This is a genomic window from Listeria sp. MAN/IMW/UF464 (assembly GCF_058683955.1).
In genome coordinates, this window is record NZ_JBZWZP010000001.1 from 1,053,693 (window position 1) to 1,071,653 (window position 17,961).

14 protein-coding genes and 1 riboswitch are annotated in these 17,961 nt (G+C 37.0%); of the genes, 4 read left to right on the forward strand and 10 right to left on the reverse strand.

Annotated features, from left to right (window positions below):
* Window positions 1–45: 45 nt before the first annotated feature.
* The 5 genes from AC4PG0_RS05380 to secA2 all read right to left on the reverse strand — a co-directional run bounded on the left by AC4PG0_RS05380 (window position 46) and on the right by secA2 (window position 8,213).
* Entirely contained in the window at window positions 46–2,511 is a 2,466-nt protein-coding gene (locus AC4PG0_RS05380; RefSeq protein ID WP_492167369.1) for a hypothetical protein, read from the reverse strand.
* 17 nt (window positions 2,512–2,528) lie between these two features.
* Window positions 2,529–3,554, reverse strand: a complete 1,026-nt coding sequence (locus AC4PG0_RS05385) for a WxLIP family cell surface protein (RefSeq protein ID WP_185590207.1) — start codon at window positions 3,552–3,554, stop codon at window positions 2,529–2,531.
* 69 nt (window positions 3,555–3,623) lie between these two features.
* Window positions 3,624–4,337 (reverse strand): WxL domain-containing protein, encoded by a 714-nt coding sequence (locus tag AC4PG0_RS05390; protein ID WP_070753547.1) that lies wholly within the window; start codon window positions 4,335–4,337, stop codon window positions 3,624–3,626.
* 260 nt (window positions 4,338–4,597) lie between these two features.
* Window positions 4,598–5,767, reverse strand: coding sequence for an AI-2E family transporter (locus AC4PG0_RS05395; protein ID WP_003760732.1), 1,170 nt, complete (start codon window positions 5,765–5,767; stop codon window positions 4,598–4,600).
* Window positions 5,768–5,882: 115 nt separating this feature from the next.
* On the reverse strand, window positions 5,883–8,213 hold the full coding sequence (gene secA2 / locus AC4PG0_RS05400) for an accessory Sec system translocase SecA2 (protein WP_003770737.1): 2,331 nt from the start codon (window positions 8,211–8,213) through the stop codon (window positions 5,883–5,885).
* 424 nt (window positions 8,214–8,637) lie between these two features.
* On the opposite strand from secA2, the gene AC4PG0_RS05405 reads away from it, so the two are divergent.
* The gene (locus AC4PG0_RS05405) at window positions 8,638–10,038 is read left to right on the forward strand and encodes an invasion associated endopeptidase (RefSeq protein ID WP_492167368.1); all 1,401 of its coding nucleotides are present in this window, start codon (window positions 8,638–8,640) and stop codon (window positions 10,036–10,038) included.
* A gap of 91 nt (window positions 10,039–10,129) precedes the next feature.
* Window positions 10,130–11,314 carry a class I SAM-dependent rRNA methyltransferase gene (locus tag AC4PG0_RS05410; RefSeq protein WP_033837921.1) on the forward strand — a complete coding sequence of 395 codons (1,185 nt, stop codon included), beginning with the start codon at window positions 10,130–10,132 and terminating at the stop codon, window positions 11,312–11,314.
* Between the two features lie 36 nt (window positions 11,315–11,350).
* Here AC4PG0_RS05410 and AC4PG0_RS05415 read toward each other — a convergent pair whose 3' ends face one another.
* Together AC4PG0_RS05415 and AC4PG0_RS05420 are read right to left on the reverse strand one after the other, a co-directional pair.
* Window positions 11,351–12,010 carry an alpha/beta hydrolase gene (locus tag AC4PG0_RS05415; protein ID WP_010990500.1) on the reverse strand — a complete coding sequence of 220 codons (660 nt, stop codon included), beginning with the start codon at window positions 12,008–12,010 and terminating at the stop codon, window positions 11,351–11,353.
* A 21-nt stretch (window positions 12,011–12,031) separates the two neighbouring features.
* On the reverse strand, window positions 12,032–12,241 hold the full coding sequence (locus AC4PG0_RS05420) for a YdbC family protein (RefSeq protein ID WP_003760724.1): 210 nt from the start codon (window positions 12,239–12,241) through the stop codon (window positions 12,032–12,034).
* A gap of 164 nt (window positions 12,242–12,405) precedes the next feature.
* Between AC4PG0_RS05420 and AC4PG0_RS05425 the strand changes: the two genes are divergently transcribed.
* Both AC4PG0_RS05425 and AC4PG0_RS05430 read left to right on the forward strand, forming a co-directional pair.
* Window positions 12,406–13,158, forward strand: coding sequence for a threonine/serine exporter family protein (locus tag AC4PG0_RS05425; protein WP_003729317.1), 753 nt, complete (start codon window positions 12,406–12,408; stop codon window positions 13,156–13,158).
* Window positions 13,159–13,171: 13 nt separating this feature from the next.
* Window positions 13,172–13,630: a threonine/serine exporter family protein gene (locus tag AC4PG0_RS05430; RefSeq protein WP_185500818.1), complete on the forward strand. Its 459-nt coding sequence runs from the start codon at window positions 13,172–13,174 to the stop codon at window positions 13,628–13,630.
* Between the two features lie 53 nt (window positions 13,631–13,683).
* Here the strand turns inward: AC4PG0_RS05430 and AC4PG0_RS05435 are convergent, their stop codons facing one another.
* From AC4PG0_RS05435 to AC4PG0_RS05445, 3 genes are all read right to left on the reverse strand, one after another.
* Window positions 13,684–15,147, reverse strand: a complete 1,464-nt coding sequence (locus AC4PG0_RS05435) for a MucBP domain-containing protein (RefSeq protein WP_045554412.1) — start codon at window positions 15,145–15,147, stop codon at window positions 13,684–13,686.
* A 424-nt stretch (window positions 15,148–15,571) separates the two neighbouring features.
* Window positions 15,572–16,300 carry a GntR family transcriptional regulator gene (locus AC4PG0_RS05440; protein WP_033533339.1) on the reverse strand — a complete coding sequence of 243 codons (729 nt, stop codon included), beginning with the start codon at window positions 16,298–16,300 and terminating at the stop codon, window positions 15,572–15,574.
* A 43-nt stretch (window positions 16,301–16,343) separates the two neighbouring features.
* Window positions 16,344–17,738: a glycoside hydrolase family 1 protein gene (locus tag AC4PG0_RS05445; RefSeq protein WP_003770725.1), complete on the reverse strand. Its 1,395-nt coding sequence runs from the start codon at window positions 17,736–17,738 to the stop codon at window positions 16,344–16,346.
* A 120-nt stretch (window positions 17,739–17,858) separates the two neighbouring features.
* Window positions 17,859–17,960, forward strand: a riboswitch (purine riboswitch).
* Window position 17,961 lies beyond the last annotated feature (1 nt).

The window sequence follows — 17,961 nt, forward strand, 5'->3', positions numbered from 1 at the left end:
GGACTTATAACGCAAAAAACCTATTAACTTTAATTAACAGGTTTTCTACGGAGCATCCGTCAATGTCCATTCAATTGTTGTCTCGTAGTCCTCATCCGTATAAGCGTGCGCCGCGTCTGCTTCTACAAGGATGCCTTGATTTTCTGCCCACGTAATGGGAACAATCATGTCATCCGTCGCATTGGACTGGTAAATAGTAATCGGTTCTTCTGAAAGCGGCTTTTTCTCACCATTGTTATCAACGAAAATAAGCCCATTTGGTAACGTGTGTGCTGGATTCGTTGTTGAAGTTAGCGGTGATTTCACTGATGCTGTCACGCTGAACTTGCTACCTGCTCCTCGTGAATCAAGTACAGATAAATCAAAATCCGTGTTTCGTTTCGCGATACTTTTTTGATTATTAAGTTCGATTGATTCAAAAGACATAGTTGCTGGCACATGGTTGAATTTCAGCTCACCAGTTACTTGAATGGTAATTTCTTTAGTCAAAGTTCCAATTTGGATGGTGGCTGTGTAGGTTCCGGTTTCTTTTTTTAGATTTGTGCTTGTTACTTTCACATCTGGCGTTAAATCTTTACCGGTTACGATATTGAATGCTTTTGCTTCCGATTTATCTAAAATGAATTGTTTCACTTCTTCATCATTAAGATTAATAAGGTCTTTTACATTTACGGAAAAATCTTTTGCTCGTAATGCTTGCTCATCTTGAATTTCTGTCAAATCATCTTTAATAAAAACTGGCACATGAATATCAGCGTAATTATTCGCCTTGTCTTCTAATCTAACAATGGCTTCTGTTGGTCCAAAAACATTCGTATCTGGTTCATTTAGTATGGTAATAGTAACACCTTCACCTGTCGTACCATCTGAGTGATCAGTAATGTTCGTAACTAAATGGCGTGCATCTGGGAGCGAATCCCCTATGTTTAATACTTGCGGAACAGCATCTCCGCTTGGAGGAGTCACATCTTTTACAGTTACTGGATCTAATGTAATTCGCTTTTGGTCTTGTGTAATTGTTGTTACTAGATCAGTGTAAGGTTTAATAAAGCCATTCGGGATAGCAATTCGATAATTGCCCGTGTCATCTGCTTGTCCTGATAATAGCTTGTTTTCACCATTTTCTGTATACGCAATATTAACAAATGCATTTGGTGTCGCTGTTCCGGTGACTTCACTTTCTCCATCCGTCACTGGATTTATCGTTCCTTCAAGGCGCCCCATCGCAATCATACGCGCCGTATTTTGATTGAAATTAGTTGGCGTCATTCCAGCATTAGTAGACAGAATTTTTGTTGTTGTTCCTGAATAAGTTAGACTCCCAGTAACATTTTCCCCACTCGGTAAATTAAAAATTTGTGCTGGTTGGTCTGTCCGATCAATTGCTCCAGCTGTATTCCAGTAATTTACCAATTGTGCGTCTAAATTAAATGTATTTGCATAAGGCCAGTAAAACATCGGCGTATTACTATTCGTCGCAACCAAAAAGCTTAGAGGATCCTGAATATCTAATTTCGCGGTTGCATTATAAAATTGGATAATATAGCCAGTTCCGCCTGTTTTATTTAAGATTAAGCGAGCATTTGGACTGACGGTAATATTATCCGCTGACCAAAGAAGTGGATTAGAGCCAGCCGTTTTTGTCATTGTCACATCGGCGCCCTCAGCAATATTAAGTGCCCCACCTGGTGTATCTCGAAAAATATTATTGTTAGAGGTAATATTTAATTTCGCATTCTTTTTTACATCAATATCAATTGGTTTTGTGCCTGAGCGATAAAACATCCCTGTCCCGTTAGAAAGCACGGTTACATCTGCATTTTCTTCAACTGTAAAAGTATTGACATCAGCTGTTCCACCACCAAACCAAAACGCACTATTCGCATTTCCGCTTGCGTGATTAATATTTAGTTTTCCAGAAACGTTTACTCCTTTAATTTCCGCAACTTCATTTACTGCTGCTGATCCGCTTACAACGGAGGCAATCGTTATATCATTTGTCCCTTTGAAATTAGCTATTCCATTTAGATTATAAATCATTTGCGGACCTTGATAATGAACATTTTCATAGTTTTGAACGACGTCTTTTGCAGCCCCGTAAACCGAAATAGTTCCATAGTAGTTTTTCCCAATCACATTGATATCTTTTAACGTGGTTTCTTTTGTGCCTGTATTTGTGTTAACTGTGATGACACTGCTCTGCGCCCCAGATGATGCCATCGTTTCTGTTAACGTGTGAATTTCACCAGTTGCTGGATTTTTTCCTGATAAAGTAAAAGTTTTTTTCGAAGCTGGGATGATAATACCTCCAGATAATTCAACATCTGCTCCTAAATAAACAGTATCAATCCCGTTATCTTCTGAAATGGCAGCTTTCAGTTCCGCGAAATTAGTGACTACCGCTTCATTTGCTGCTAAATTGTCACTACCCGTTTCAGCATCTACTATTAGGTTACAACTTAGAAAAAGAGCCGCTATGGTCAATACAATCATTAATTTTTTGAAAGCCAATGTGCCAGCTCCTTTCTTTATTTTTCTTGGTTATTTTTTCGTTTTCTAATTACTAAAATAATAATTAATACTATAAGTAAAACACCGGCAGCAAGCGCAACATACAACCACTGGCTCGTTTGTTTCAAATTCACTGCTTCTTTATTTAAATCTTGATCTTTTTTACCAATCGTAAATGTTTCATCCCAATTCCAAGTTTCTACGCCATTTGTAGCAGTCATTTTTAATCTGTATTTACCTTCTTTTAACGGTTTATTCTCCCAATCAATCCCGAAGTCAAAATTGGAATTTGGTGCCATCGTCATATCTGCCTTTTTAGTTTGATATAGCATTTTATTCGAGCCATCTTGATACACTTTTGCATCAATGCTTAGGTTTTTGATAATAACTGGTTGGTCGTTTTGTAATTTGGCAACTATCGCTGTGTGATAATTGATAAGAGTTGGTTTAATACTTAATAAATTCATATGTGGTTTGACTTGTTTGTCGGTTTCAGATAACTGCATACCAACAATATAGGAATATTCATTTTTAAGTGAGACACCTTTTGTTTTTTTGGTCTCCGTTTGATTTTTCTTTTTGAACTGTACTGCGCCCAAAACAACTCCATCGATTGATTCGTCTGGCATTTCAATCGTAACTTGAACGGTTTTTTTGCCATTTACAGGTATCGTTAGAAGTTTTTGGTCGTCTGGTATTGTAGCTAATGCGGGTAATGGGTACTTCAGGCTTTTGTCTTTTTTAGAAAGGTCGTTTTTCGTGTAATCAATCACACCAGTTTGGTTGGTTGACGCGTAATTGATGGATGCTTCTACTTGAATTTCTTCATTTGAACTATTCATTACATCTATTTCTACTGTTTGCTTTTGGTTTGGTTTCATTTTCAAGTCAAAGTAGGTTTGTTTTTTGTCTATTTGATTGGCGGGAATATTAGCTTGAACGGAATAGCCGACATCTCCCTCCGCTGCTTTTGCTTCTGTAAAATTGCCGAACGTCACTAATAATGGAACAAGGAATAATATGCTAAGAAAACTTTTTTTCAATTAAACCTTCCTTTCATCGTCTTTAATAAAAATTTTGCGTCTAGAAATGAAATTCTAAACGCAAATTTTTTAAACACCTGGTGCGTCAGATAGTGTCCATGTAATTGTTGCTTCATGGTCTCCTAGAGTTGCACTTCCTGCTGGTATCGTTAACTTAACATTGTCATTTAAGCTAGCTGCATCATTAGGTGTCGCGCCAAACCAACGATTAACCCAAGTCCCCATACCTTCAGATTCTTTTGCCGAAACAACATTTACAATTGAAGTTCCGTCGGCCGGTAGTTCTACTGTTTGAACAGCAGTTGGCGTTGTTGCCGTTGTACTTGAAGAAACTGTTTCTCCGTTTTTAAATGATAGTTTAGCTCCTGATAGTGAAGCTGCTCCATCCTCGTCTTTAAAGGCAGTTGCTGTTGCAGTAACCTTCCAACCAGCACCTGTTCCGCGGCGGTCAGATACTTGAATAAACGGTTTTCTTGAAGTGGAAGAATAGCTTTGTTCCGTAGTGGATACTTCATGTTCCCCGAAATTCACAGAAGATACATAATCCATTGTTAGCGAACCAGTATTTCCAGTTCCCGGATCAGTCGGATTACTTGGGTCTAATGGATCTATCGGTTTCGTTGGATCTTCTGGGTCAACCGGATTAACTACCCCAGTTCCTGCTTTAAATTTAATTGATGCTTTTGAATCCCCTTCTGAAGATACTGCAAAAGCAGACGGTGCAAAAAGTGTGACTGAAGTTATGCCAATTAATCCTACAATTAATGTTTTTTTGAAAATCATTTTGTTTCTCCTTTCGTCATGCGTTATCTTTATATTATGACGAAAAGAGCTTCAAAAATATGTACAACTTATGAAAAATAATAAATTTTATCACATTCTTTTTAGTAAACGTTAAAAACTTTACATAAAAACCGCTCTATTACCGGACTCATCTTGTAAAGAAAAAAATTATGTCTTTTCTGTGAACACTTTTAATCATCAAAAAAAGAGCCCTATTAAGCTAGAAAATACCTTTCTAACTAATAGAACTCTTGTTAGTTTTATTCTTTTTCTTCAGGAGGCGTTACAACATACTCACTCTCAGGTTGTTCTCCGTAAAGCCCTGAAACTCGTTTGAACCAAATAAATACATGTGTTACAACTACTTTAAGCACAGCATAACCTGGTACTGCAAAGATAACTCCGAGTATACCGAAAAGATTTCCGGCTACTAAAATAACGAATAAAATTGTAATAGGGTGTACTTTTAATGTTTTACCCATTACTTGAGGCGAAATAAATTTACCTTCTAATAATTGAACAACACACCATACAATAATTAATTTAATTAATAACCAAGGAGAAGTTACAATTGCGATAATAATAGCTGGTGTAATTGCGATTGCTGGTCCTAAATATGGAACAATGCTAGTACATGCGGCAATGATCGCAAGCGTTAATGCATATGGTAAGCCAATAATTAAATAACCGATAAATAACAGAATACCAATACATAAACTAACAATAATTTGTCCACGAATATAAGAACTAATTTGGTGGTTTGCTTCACCAAGTACTTGGCGAGTATGCGCACGACCATTTACAGGCAACATTTTTAATAGGAAATCTGGTAATTTTTTCCCATCTTTTAATAAGTAAAATAATACAAGCGGTGTAGTTACAATTGCTAATACTACTTCGGTAACCGTTCCAACAATACTTCCAATACTTGTAATCGCGCTATTAATAACGGAAGTTCCTTTAGTCGAAAGAGTTTTCATAATATCGCTCATATTAGTGCTTAATTTATCTTTTATTTGATCAAACAAGCTCGAACGACTAAATTCGTCAAATTTTTGGGTGATTTGATCCCAATAACCTGGGAAAGATTTAAATAAGCTAACAATTTGATCTTTCACTGCTGGAATAACAAAACTAAATAATAGAATGATTAAACCGATAATTACTAAGTATAACAAGGCAATTGCCCAGCCTCGCTTCCACTTTTTTTTCTCAAGCCAGTCAATTATTGGGTTAAATAAGTAATAGGAAATTCCCGCTAAAATAATTGGCGCAGCAACGGTTTTAAGAATTACCATTAGTGGATCAAAAATAAAGGCAATCTTTGTTAATACATAAATATCAAGCGCTACTAGCAAGAAAATTAATAGTCCTAGTACAAACTTGTTCTCAATAAAAAACTGTTTGAATTTTGTTAATGTCCCCTTCACTTTTCCACCTTCTTTTGTCTAAATTTATTTTTGTTTGTTACTATTATATAGGTTAATACCCTCGTTCTCACTAAATTACCCATAAATTTGAAAAAAATCAGGCGTAAGTTGTAATTTATCCTTGAATCAATCCATCTGGATCTAATTCAAGTAAAGCATGTGCAAAATAGAAATGATAGTCAGCTTGGAATTTCTCAAATAATTGAGCACCTTCTTTTTGATACATAACGAGCGGATCTTGCTGTCCATATGCGCGTAAATGAATTCCTTCCCGTAATTGAACCATAGCGTCAAGATGCATTACCCACATTTGGTCCATCAAGTTTAAATACACTTCTTTTTCAATTGCAGTAATTGTTTCAACTGGGAATTTATTACGTTCTTTCTTATGCCAAGCAACTATTTCTTCCACAACCTCAACTGGGTCCATTAATGTCACTTGATCGAAGGAAATTGGGAATTTAGTGCCACCAAGTAATTCTTTTTGACGACTATAGTATTTCTCCAGCTCTTCTTCCTCAAGTTCAAGTGGATGAATAAATGAATATTCCGCGACTTCTCGAAGAATTTTTTCAGAAGAAACACCTAGTTTATTTCGTTCTAACAGTTGATCGCGCTCTTTATAAACCATTTTCCGTTGTAAATCGATTACTTCATCGTAAGAAAGCAAATCTTTCCGAATATCGTAATTTGCACCTTCTAAACGTTTTTGAGCATCTACAATGACAGAGTGAATTTTACGCGAGTTAACAGGTTTTCCATCACGAGGTGCTTTACGCTTAAGTTTCGTAGACAGTTTTTCCCAACTCTTACTTTCAAACTGCTCTAATAAATCATCTTCTAATGAAATCATAAACTTACTAAAACCGGGGTCACCACGTCTACCTGAACGCCCCATTAACTGTAAATCAATACGACGACTCTCGTGGCGTTCTGTCCCGATTACTGCTAATCCACCGAGTTTATGAACATCCGGATCTAACTTTATATCCGTTCCTCGTCCAGCCATATTCGTTGCTAAAGTTACCATGCCACGTTTCCCGGCTTTGGCAATAATTTCCGCTTCTTGGGCGTGGTTTTTAGCATTTAAAACTTGGTGAGGAATTCCTGCAGCATCAAGCAGACTACTAATCCACTCGTTACTTTTAATAGAAGAAGTTCCGATTAGTGTTGGCTGACCTTTTTCATAACGCCAAGAAACTTCATAAACAATCGCTCTTCCTTTTTCCTTTTTCGTATAAAAAATGTCATCGGGCATATCTTCACGATTGACGCGTAAATTTGTTGGTATAACGACAACATCCATATTGTAAATTTGCCGAAATTCTTCTTCTTCGGTTTTCGCCGTACCTGTCATACCAGAGAGTCTCTTATACATCCGGAAATAGTTTTGAATTGTAATTGTCGCAAGCGTGCGCGATTCTTCTTTTACTTCCACGCCTTCTTTTGCTTCAATAGCTTGGTGAAGTCCATCATTAAAGCGACGACCTGGAAGCGCGCGACCAGTATGCGGGTCGATAATTAAAACTTCCCCATCAAGAACGACATAGTCTTTGTCTTTATGCATCAAAAAATGAGCACGCATTAGAAGCATTGTAATTCGAAGTTCCACCTGTGCTTCCGCGGAATAAAGTGATTCAACACCCCAAAACTTTTGAGCTCTTTCAATTCCCGCATCATTCAACCAGACAAAACGCTTATGTTCTTCTATTTCATAATCATCTTTCATCATCGTTTGCACGAGTTCATTTGCCGTTTGATAAAGCGATAAATCTTCTTCTTTACGATCAGAAATAAGTAAAGGAGTCCTTGCTTCATCTATTAAAATGGAATCTGCCTCATCGATTAAAACAAAATCAAGTCCACTTTGTACCTTATCTTCTTTTTGACGGACCATATTATCACGTAAATAATCAAAACCAAATTCAGAAGCTGTTCCATAAATGACATCTGCTGTATAAATCGCTTTTTTCTGATCTTTATCCAAACCAGATTCGTTTAAAGCAACTGAAATACCTAGATATTCTAACACTTGTCCGATTTCTTCCCGGTCCCGTCTTGCTAAATATTCATTCGCAGTAACAAGGTGAACACGGTTGCCACGCATCACTTCGATAAACATCACAAATAAAGACATCAATGTTTTACCTTCACCGGTTTTCATTTCTGCCACTTTGCCATCACCAAGAACAAGCGCACCAATTAATTGAACGACCACGGCATCCAAACCAATAATTCTACTTGCCGCTTCTCTTGCTAATGCAAAAATATTAATCTTATCTCGTTCAGTCATTGGTTTTGTCTTGAATTTTTCGCGCCAAAAATTCGTTTGTTCGCGAAGTTCATCTTGGTCCATATTTTTATATAAGCCCTCTTTTCTAACGATTTGACGGGCTATTTCTCGATACTGTTTCACAATTTTGCGATCATCATAATTCTGTCTCATTATATAATATCCTCCATACCTTCTATTATAGAATAACACAAAGTCATCTGGCAATTTATTTCAGGTTTAGAAAAAAGGAAAAACTGATGAGAATAATATTACAAATGTATTAAATTTTTCTATTAACAACAAGCAATAGGTTTCCCATAGCGAAAGTTATTGCTTTTTGTTCACATCTTACTTACACCTTAAAGGACTCCCCAGCAGTACATCTCAAGCCCTAAGAATGCACGTTCGCTTTTTAATTGTTACAGTTTCATTACAAATAGTTGGTATAGTCCGTTATCTCTTCTTATAACAGCTTTTATCCATTTGTTTTTTGCGTAAAAACTGGGTAAACTAAGTATTAATCACTATAAAATTAATTCTCAATTACTAATTGCGTACTGAGATTTTCTGAAAAAAAGAGAGGAGTTTTATGAATATGAAAAAAGCAACTATCGCGGCTACAGCTGGGATTGCGGTTACAGCATTTGCTGCACCAACTATCGCATCCGCAAGCACAGTAGTAGTTGAAGCTGGAGATACACTTTGGGGTATCGCTCAGAGCAAAGGGACTACTGTTGACGCCATTAAAAAAGCAAACAATTTAACCACTGATAAAATCGTACCAGGTCAAAAACTACAAGTAAACGAGGTTGCTACTGAAGAAAAAGCAGAGAAATCTGTTAGCGCAACTTGGCTTAATGTACGTTCTGGCGCTGGAGTTGACCACAGCATTCTTACTTCCATTAAAGGTGGAACTAAAGTAACTGTTGAAACAACAGAATCAAATGGTTGGCACAAAATTACTTACAATGATGGAAAAACTGGTTACGTTAACGGTAAATACTTAACAGACAAAGCAACTAGCACTCCAGTTGTTAAACAAGAAGTGAAAAAAGAAACGACACAACAAGTTAAACCTGCTACAGAAGCAAAAACAGAAGTAAAACAACCAACTACACAACAAACTGCTCCTGCACCAAAAGCAGCAGAAACTAAAGAAGCTCCAGTAGTAGACCAAAACGCTACTACACATAACGTTAAAAGCGGCGACACAATTTGGGCATTATCCGTGAAGTACGGTGTTTCTGTTCAAGATATTATGTCATGGAATAATTTATCTTCTTCTTCTATTTATGTAGGTCAAAAATTAGCTATTAAACAACCAACTAAAACAGTAGCTCCAAAAGCAGAAACAAAAACTCAAGCTCCTGCAGCTGAAAAACAAACAGCTCCAGCAGTAAAAGAAAATTCAAATGCGAATACTGCTACTACTGAGAAAAAAGAAACTGCAACGGAACAACAAACAACTACTAAAGCACCAACTCAAGCTGCGAAACCAGCTCCTGCTCCGTCTACTAACACAAATAAAACAAACAACAATACAAATGCAAGCACACCATCAAAAAACACAAACACAAATACTAACACGAACACTAATACAAACACGAATACCAACACAAACCAAGGTTCCACTAACAATGCGAGCGCAAGTGCTTTAATCGCTGAAGCTCAAAAACATCTTGGAAAAGCTTACTCTTGGGGTGGTAACGGACCAACTACATTCGATTGCTCCGGTTTCACTAAATATGTATTCGCTAAATCTGGAATTTCTCTTCCACGTACTTCTGGCGCACAATACGCTAGCACTACAAGAATTTCCGAATCACAAGCAAAACCTGGTGATTTAGTATTCTTTGACTATGGTAGCGGAATTTCTCACGTTGGTATTTACGTTGGTAATGGTCAAATGATTAACGCGCAAGACAATGGCGTTAAGTATGATAATATCCACGGCGCTGGCTGGGGTAAATTCCTAGTTGGATTCGGTCGCGTATAATTAATTAATAATTTAAAGTAACCTGTGGAGCAGGAAGTTCGCTTCACAGGTTTTTTGTTGGAAATTTTATCTTAATGAAAGACGGTGCATGATGAAAAACTCGATAAAACTAAAACTATTTCCTAAGTTTACAAAAGGCTATAAAGAAGGCTATCCTTTAATTCTAAAAGAACGTTTCGAAAAATGGCCAAAAGATTTACAAGAAGGCGATCTAGTAGAATTAATAGATACGAATGGTCAATTTATAGCTCGTGGGTATCACGGAAAACAAAATAAAGGCGATGGCTGGCTTTTCACCTGGGATAAACAACAGCAACTTGATGAGGACTTTTTAACAACTGTAATTACAGCAGCTATCGAAAAGCGTCAATTTTTATTTGCAGATGATTCAACTACAGCTTTTCGGATTTTCAACGGTGAAGGTGATGGCTTTGGCGGCTTCACTGCTGACTTTTATGACGGCTACCTTGTGATTCAGTGGTATAGCCTCGGCGTATACTCTTTCCAAAAAATGATTTTAGAGATTTTCTTATCTTTTCCAGAAGTTAAAGGTATTTACGAAAAAAGACGTTTTCAAGAAGATACAAAAGATGATTTTGTCGCTGGTCAAAAAGCTACTTTCCCGCTGATTATTAAAGAAAATGGCATTAACTTCGCTACTTATTTAGATGATGGTTGGATGACTGGAATTTTTCTTGATCAGCGAGACGTACGGAGAAGAATAAGTGAAGATTATGCTGTTTCCAAAAACGTCCTAAACACTTTTTCTTATACTGGAGCGTTTTCCGTAGCAGCTCTATTTGGTGGTGCTAGTAAAACCACCAGTGTGGATGTTGCTGGACGGTCACTTAGTAAAACAAAAGAACAGTTAGAAGTAAATGGACTAGATCCAAATTCTCAGGATATTATCGTAGAAGATGTTTTTCACTATTTTAAATATGCTTTACGGAAAAAACTAACTTTTGATTTAGTCGTTGTTGACCCACCGAGCTTTGCGCGCACTAAAAAAGTAACCTTCCGCGCTGCAAAAGATTACCCAGCTATGCTCCGTGAAATCATTGATATTACTGCTCCAAATGGCACCATTATTGCTTCTACAAACTACGCCGGATTTGGGATGAAAGCATTTAAAAAACTAATTGCCGAAGCTTTTCAAACAAGCGATCGCACTTATAAAATTGTCGAAACGCACTCACTTCCAGCAGACTTCACAGTAAATAAAAACTTTCCTGAAGGGAATTATTTAAAAGTTCTTTTCCTCACTTTGGATAAATAAAAAACAGCGGCCAATTGCTTGGTCGCTGTTTTGTTATTATTTTTTTACTGGCTGATTTTGGTTTGGCAAGAAACTTTCAAACCAGCTGTATAAGTCGTCTTCTTCAGCTTCGTTAACATTATGGCCTACAAAATAACTATGTTTTTCTACATTACAACCCATTTTCTGGAAAAACTGAGCAATTTCTTCTGCTTCGGCTATTTGAATAACTGCATCCTCAATGCCATGACCGATAAAAATACGTTTATCTTTTAACATTAAATTAGCGGGTCTTTCTTCCAAATAATGTGGCAAACGACCACTAAGTAGCGCAGCAGCTTTATATTGCCCTCCATAACTTTGCATTATAGAGATTGTTAAAACGGCTCCTTGATCAAATCCAACAAGGAAGATTTGATTTTTATCAATGGAGACATAATCATTACAAACCTCATCGATAAATTCTGCTACCCGTAAGCTTGTATAATCAACCTCACGCGCATTTGGATCGCCCTCTGTTACCATATGATAAAATCCATAAGTTGGTCCATATTCCACATCACCACGCATAGAAACTACTACAAAGCGGTCCATTAATAATTCTAATCGGCCCGCCATATCAAGTTCGTCTCCACCAAAACCGTGAAGTGCGAATATCACTGGAAAAATCTCCCCATCTTTTCTCCCAATTGGCTCATAAATATCATACGCATACATTTTCATTCTTTACACCAGCCCTTAATCTAACAGTTTTTTTAGTGCTTCTGCCTCTTCATCAGTTAGTGTAATCCCTTTTCCCATTTTTTCATGATCCTCTGACCAGTCGCGGATGTCATATTTAGGCGGACGACCGTTCCAGCTGACTTTGTTTAATTCCTTCCGCCAACCACGTGCATTTTCGGATAATACGCCTATTTCTTCTATGATTTCATATTCAATATTTGCCAAAATAATCCTTATCCTTTCCGAATCTATATCTACCATACTATCAAATATTTACCCCAAATTACATTGAAACAATCGTGAATTCAAAAAAAGCGCCCTTCCTACTAGAATTTTTGGATTGATTGCGTTACGATTGAGAAGTACTAAAGGGTTGGAGGTGCTTAGTTATGTCGAATGAAACAACAGATTATTTACTGGAAACATGTTTGATGGCCGGTAAAATAATGATGGAAAGTGGTGCAGAAATGTATCGTGTGGAAGATACTATGAACCGCATCGCCACCATCGCTAGTAATAAAAAAGGGATTAGTTTCGTGACGCCAACTGGGCTTTTTATGTCACTTGAAGGTGAGCGTAATGTACAATTACAGCAAATCCCAACAAGAACAATTAATTTAGAAAAAGTATCTATGGTCAATGAATTTTCCAGGGATTTCGCTGAAAAGAGAATTTCCTTAAAAGAATTACATACAAAACTCGTTAATTTAGATAAAGATGTTCGCTACTTTCCTATTTGGTTGCAAATTATTGCGGCCTCGCTTGTTAGTGGATCGTTGATGGTTATTTTTGGCGGTGGTTGGTTTGATTTTATTCCAACTTGTATCATTGGTGCGATTGGTTTTATCATTTTTTACTACACGCAGATTTTTATGAAGGTAAAGTTTCTCGCGGAATTTTTAGCTTCATTGAGTGTTGGGCTTTTAGCTGTTTTGACGATTTCGATTGGTTGGGGAATTAATTTAGATACGATGATTATTGGTGGCGTGATGCCGCTTGTTCCCGGGGTACCGATTACGAATGCGGTTCGAGATTTGATTGCTGGGCATTTACTTAGTGGAATGGCACGCGGAACGGAAGCGCTACTTACTTCTTGTGCAATAGGAATTGGAATCGCGGTTGTTTTCCGCTTTTTCTTATAAAGGAGGCGCTATAATGGATTTAGTTTGGACTATTATTATTCAATTAGTGCTGAGTTATGTTGCGACTGTGACGTTTGCGATTATTACAAACGTGCCAAAAAGAGCGCTGAATACTTGCGGTATTACAGGAACATTTGGCTGGATGGCTTATTGGACTTTGATGCAAATGGATTCTGGGACAGGGGCGTCTTCCCTCGCCGGCGCTTTCGTCGTCGCTGTGCTGAGTCACTTTTTTGCAAAATATAAAAAAATGCCGATTACAATATTCAATGTTCCAGGAATTGTGCCACTCGTTCCCGGGGGCCTCGCTTACCAAGCCGTGCGTAATTTTGTGTTAGGTGATTATACGGAAGCGATTGGCTTTTCTGTACAAGTAACAGTGGTTGCTGGCGCTATAGCAGCGGGGTTAATGCTCTCGGAAGTATTCAATCATAGTATTAGGGCATTTCGTGGACGTAAAGAACGTATTTAAAAAAGCAATCTCTAGACGAGATTGCTTTTTTATTATCGAATAATTTGATTTACTTATGGCTCAGGAATCATAACCCCATAAACAAGTATCTGATACGTAACCACCACATCTTCGCTAGTCAGTGTTCCTTCGCGATTGGTTGGTATACTTTGGTAGTTTTCCCACCTCTCAATCCCGGTACTACTGAGATCGGCATTTTGCGAAATAACGTAGGGGATTTGTTTCCCTTGATCATCCAGTATATTAAAGGTCATTCTTTCCGGTAACGAATATGTTTCCCCTTCTTTAGCTGGAATAACAATATCAGGCACCGCTTCACCTTGATTATAAATTTCTTGATTGTAATTTAATCTCATATGATATTGGTCTAAATTAGGATAAATAGGTACTAAATCGCCGTTTTTATAAGTTGTTAAATCCGTTAAAACAAATGGATCCCCATTGCTATCAACAAATTTAATTGTTATTTTAACATCTTGCGCTTCTTTCGTATAGATATACGTTACTTCTATAGCTTGATTAGTGAAAGTACCATTTGCATTGTTTGGCAGTTTCGTTGTATCTAATGTGTATCCCTCAATTCGTAATTTGTATTTATCTGTTGAAGCATCATATGGTTCGCCAATATTACCGCTAATTGTTTGTGGATCATGGATTTTGTTTCCATCTTGATCGAGGTATTTAACAGTTACGGTAGCTACAGGCACTTTTTGATAAACATAAGTAACAACTTGCGCTTTTTCTGTAAAAGTTCCTGTTGTATTCCCGTTCACTTCTTTTAATTGGTATCCCTCAATATTTTTCGTTGCAGTCTGATATGGTTGGTCAATGTCGCCTTCGAGTGTTTCACTAGTCGCCAGTGAATTTCCTTGTTCATCCTGATAGTTTACAGTTACAGTCCCTTTTTCAACTACGGGCGGTGTATTATTTTTACTTGTGTGTATATATCCTACATACGTATACCCTTCCATTGATTCGGGTTGTTTCGTTTCTTTCGTTCCTTTTGCAACTGTTTGAGATTCTTGAGTTTTTAAGTTACTATTTTCTGTTGCTTGGACAATCGACCCAACTAACAAACTACTACCGCCAAGGACAACAAGAAATACTAGCAGCTGTCTGGCGTGTCTTTTTTTCAATGTAAGAAGTCCAATACCACTTCCGAATAAAATAAACCCTAGGATGATTAAATAACTATTTGGGCCAACATCTCCCGCTTTTAATAGTGTCCCATTTTGATTTTTATTATTGTCAGAAGTATTATCTGTATTTGTAGTTGGTTCTGATGTGTTTTTTTGATACACAAAGGAATAATTTTCATAATCATTTGTAAGTGTCTCGTTTGGATTTCCTTTGATAATACTATTTTTTTGCGTTTCTGTTAATGTGCTGATATCAATGTAATTATACGTCACATTGCTTGTATCAGTTTCAGCAGCATTCACCGGTGAATTTCCAAAAAGAAAACCTGTGAAAAATAATATTACTGCGAATACGCAAAGAAAGTATTTTTTCTTCATAGTACTATCCCTCCTCATATAACTAATTTCTCATTTTAACTGCTCACACTCCTATCAAAAGGAGTACTAATCTTGCACTTAATTGAGCTCAACAATTATATATTAGGCAAAAAACATTATCAACGAGGTGAAATGTGTCAATTTTGTGAACAAAAATGATTTCTTTAAACTATTTAAATAATCTTATACTAGGAGTAATATTATTTCTTTCCACAGTTCCATATAGCCTAAACGGTAGAACTATATTTAAAATTTGTGCGTAATTGGGTTAAATATTATACAAGAATCCTAAATTATTATCAATCGTGTAAATATGTCTATTTTGTGAACAAACCCATTCTTTTGTATAGAATTGAACTTAAACTGCTTAGATATTCAAAAAAGACGCTAGACAAAATGATTGCTCACTTTGTTTAGCGTCTTTTCAACGTCTAGCAATATTAACGGTAGTAAACACGAATTTATCATAACGGTGGCGCGATCTGGAAAACTCAAACGCGAGACCGTTGTTTAAATAAACGGTTTGTTCTACTTCGACAACGGGGTCATCAGAAGCGCAGTCGAGGTATTGCTGATCAAGCAGTGTCGCTTTATCCGCGCGAATTTGTTTGTAGGAACTAGCAATTTTTAGGTTCAGTTCATCTTGAATATAAGAGTAAATCGAACCTTCTAAAATTTGCTGATTGATACCTGGGATAACCCCAACCGGCATATACGTATGTTCTAGCACATACGGCTCATCTTTCACTAGCCGAACACGAAGAATATCATAGATTGGTGTTTCCATTTCGATATGAAGACGTTCCGCAATTTCTTCTGTTGGAAAAATGACTTTAAACTCAATTACTTTGCTAATGACTTTCTTGCCGTTCAAAAGTTTAGTGAAACCATTTACTTCTTGGTTATGAATCTGCAAACGGTCCGCGTCCAGCGCCGATTTGATAATGAAAGTACCATGCCCGCGTTTACGATATAGTAAGCCTTCAAGTACAAGTACTTCAAGCGCCTTTTTCATTGTCATTCGACTACAATCAAACTCTTTCGCCAAAGTTATCTCATCAGGAATAGGTTGATTAAGCGGATAGGCGTGATTCATAATTCTTTTGCGGATTTCTTCAGCAATAAAGCTATATTTTGTCTGGTTCTGAGCCACGGAAGTTCACCTCTTTACACATAATACTTTTATTTTATCACATTTAGTCTTCAAAACCATTGTTTTCTGAAAGTTCTTTGTACCAATGACCAGAAGCTTTTACAGTACGTTTGAAATCATTGTCCAAATCTACTTCTACTAAGCCATAACGATTTTTGTAAGCATTCGCCCAGCTCCAGCAATCCATGAATGTCCAAAGATGATAACCATGACAGTTAGAACCTTCTTCAATTGCTTTATGCAGCCATTTCAAGTGACTCTTAATGAAATCGATTCGGTACGTGTCTTCAATCATTCCATCTGCATTACGGTAGCGACTTTCGCCTTCTACACCCATACCATTTTCAGAAATGAAGAATGGAATATTATCGTAGTTATCGCGCAGATTAATCGCAATATCATAAATCGCTCTTTCGAAAATTTCCCAACCACGATATGGATTCATTTTGCGGTAAGGCATTTCATAATTATCAAAGAGATGTTCTGGCATAAATGGCGCATCCGGGTGGGCTGCGTATTCTTTCGCTTTCACACGACGCGGTTGATAGTAGTTTACACCAAGAATATCAATAATGTTGTTTTTAATTATCGCCAAATCTTCTTCCGTATATTCTGGAAGCGCGTCATGTTCGCGAATAATTTCTACAAGGTCAGCCGGGAATTCCCCTTTTGTTACTGGGTCAAGGAAACTACGGTTGAAAATTAGATCCGCAATATGAGCCGCTTTTAAATCAGCTGGATTTTGGCTTCTTGGATATGACGGTGTTAAGTTTAAAATAATACCGATTTGGCCTTCTGGAATTTCAAGTGCGTGGAATTCCTTCACAGCAAGCGCATGAGCTAAAGTAGTATGGTACCCCACTTGTGTCGCGCGTTTAAAATCAACGACATTCGGATAGTGCATATCGTATAAATAACCTGCTTCAACAGGAACAATTGGTTCATTAAAAGTAAACCAATGTTTCACACGGTCTCCAAATAATTCAAAACAAGTTTTTGCAAAAGTAGCATATGCATCAACTACTTCACGGCTTTCGAAACCGCCTTTTTCTTGCATCGACATTGGCATATCAAAATGATATAAATTCATAAATGGTTCAACATTATTTGCAAGCATTTCATCAATAACACGATTGTAAAAATCAACCGCTTTTGGATTCACTTCGCCAATACCATCTGGAATAAGGCGTGACCACTGAATCGATGTACGGAAAGAATTATGCCCTGTTTGTTTCATTAAAGCAATATCTTCTTTATATTGATAGTAAAAATTAGATGTATTCGTAGGCCCTACATCGTTAAAGAAACGACCTGGTTCGATTTTGTACCAGTGATCCCAAATACTCGGTTTTCTGCCATCTACATTTGCTGCGCCTTCTGTTTGTGGGCCTGATGCTGCACTTCCCCACCAAAAATTATCCGGAAATTTATAAGTCATTTTTTTACCTCCAACTATTATTTGATTTTATTATACCTTATTTTTTTAAAAGTATAAACTTATTTATGTAAAAGTTTGTTTTTTATTTTTATTTCATTCATGTATTGCCAAAAATCGGCTAATCCGCTACAATAATAAAGTCGTATAAGTTCGGTAATATGGACCGTTCGTTTCTACCAGGCAACCGTAAAATGCCAGGCTACGAGCTATTGTAAAATTTAAT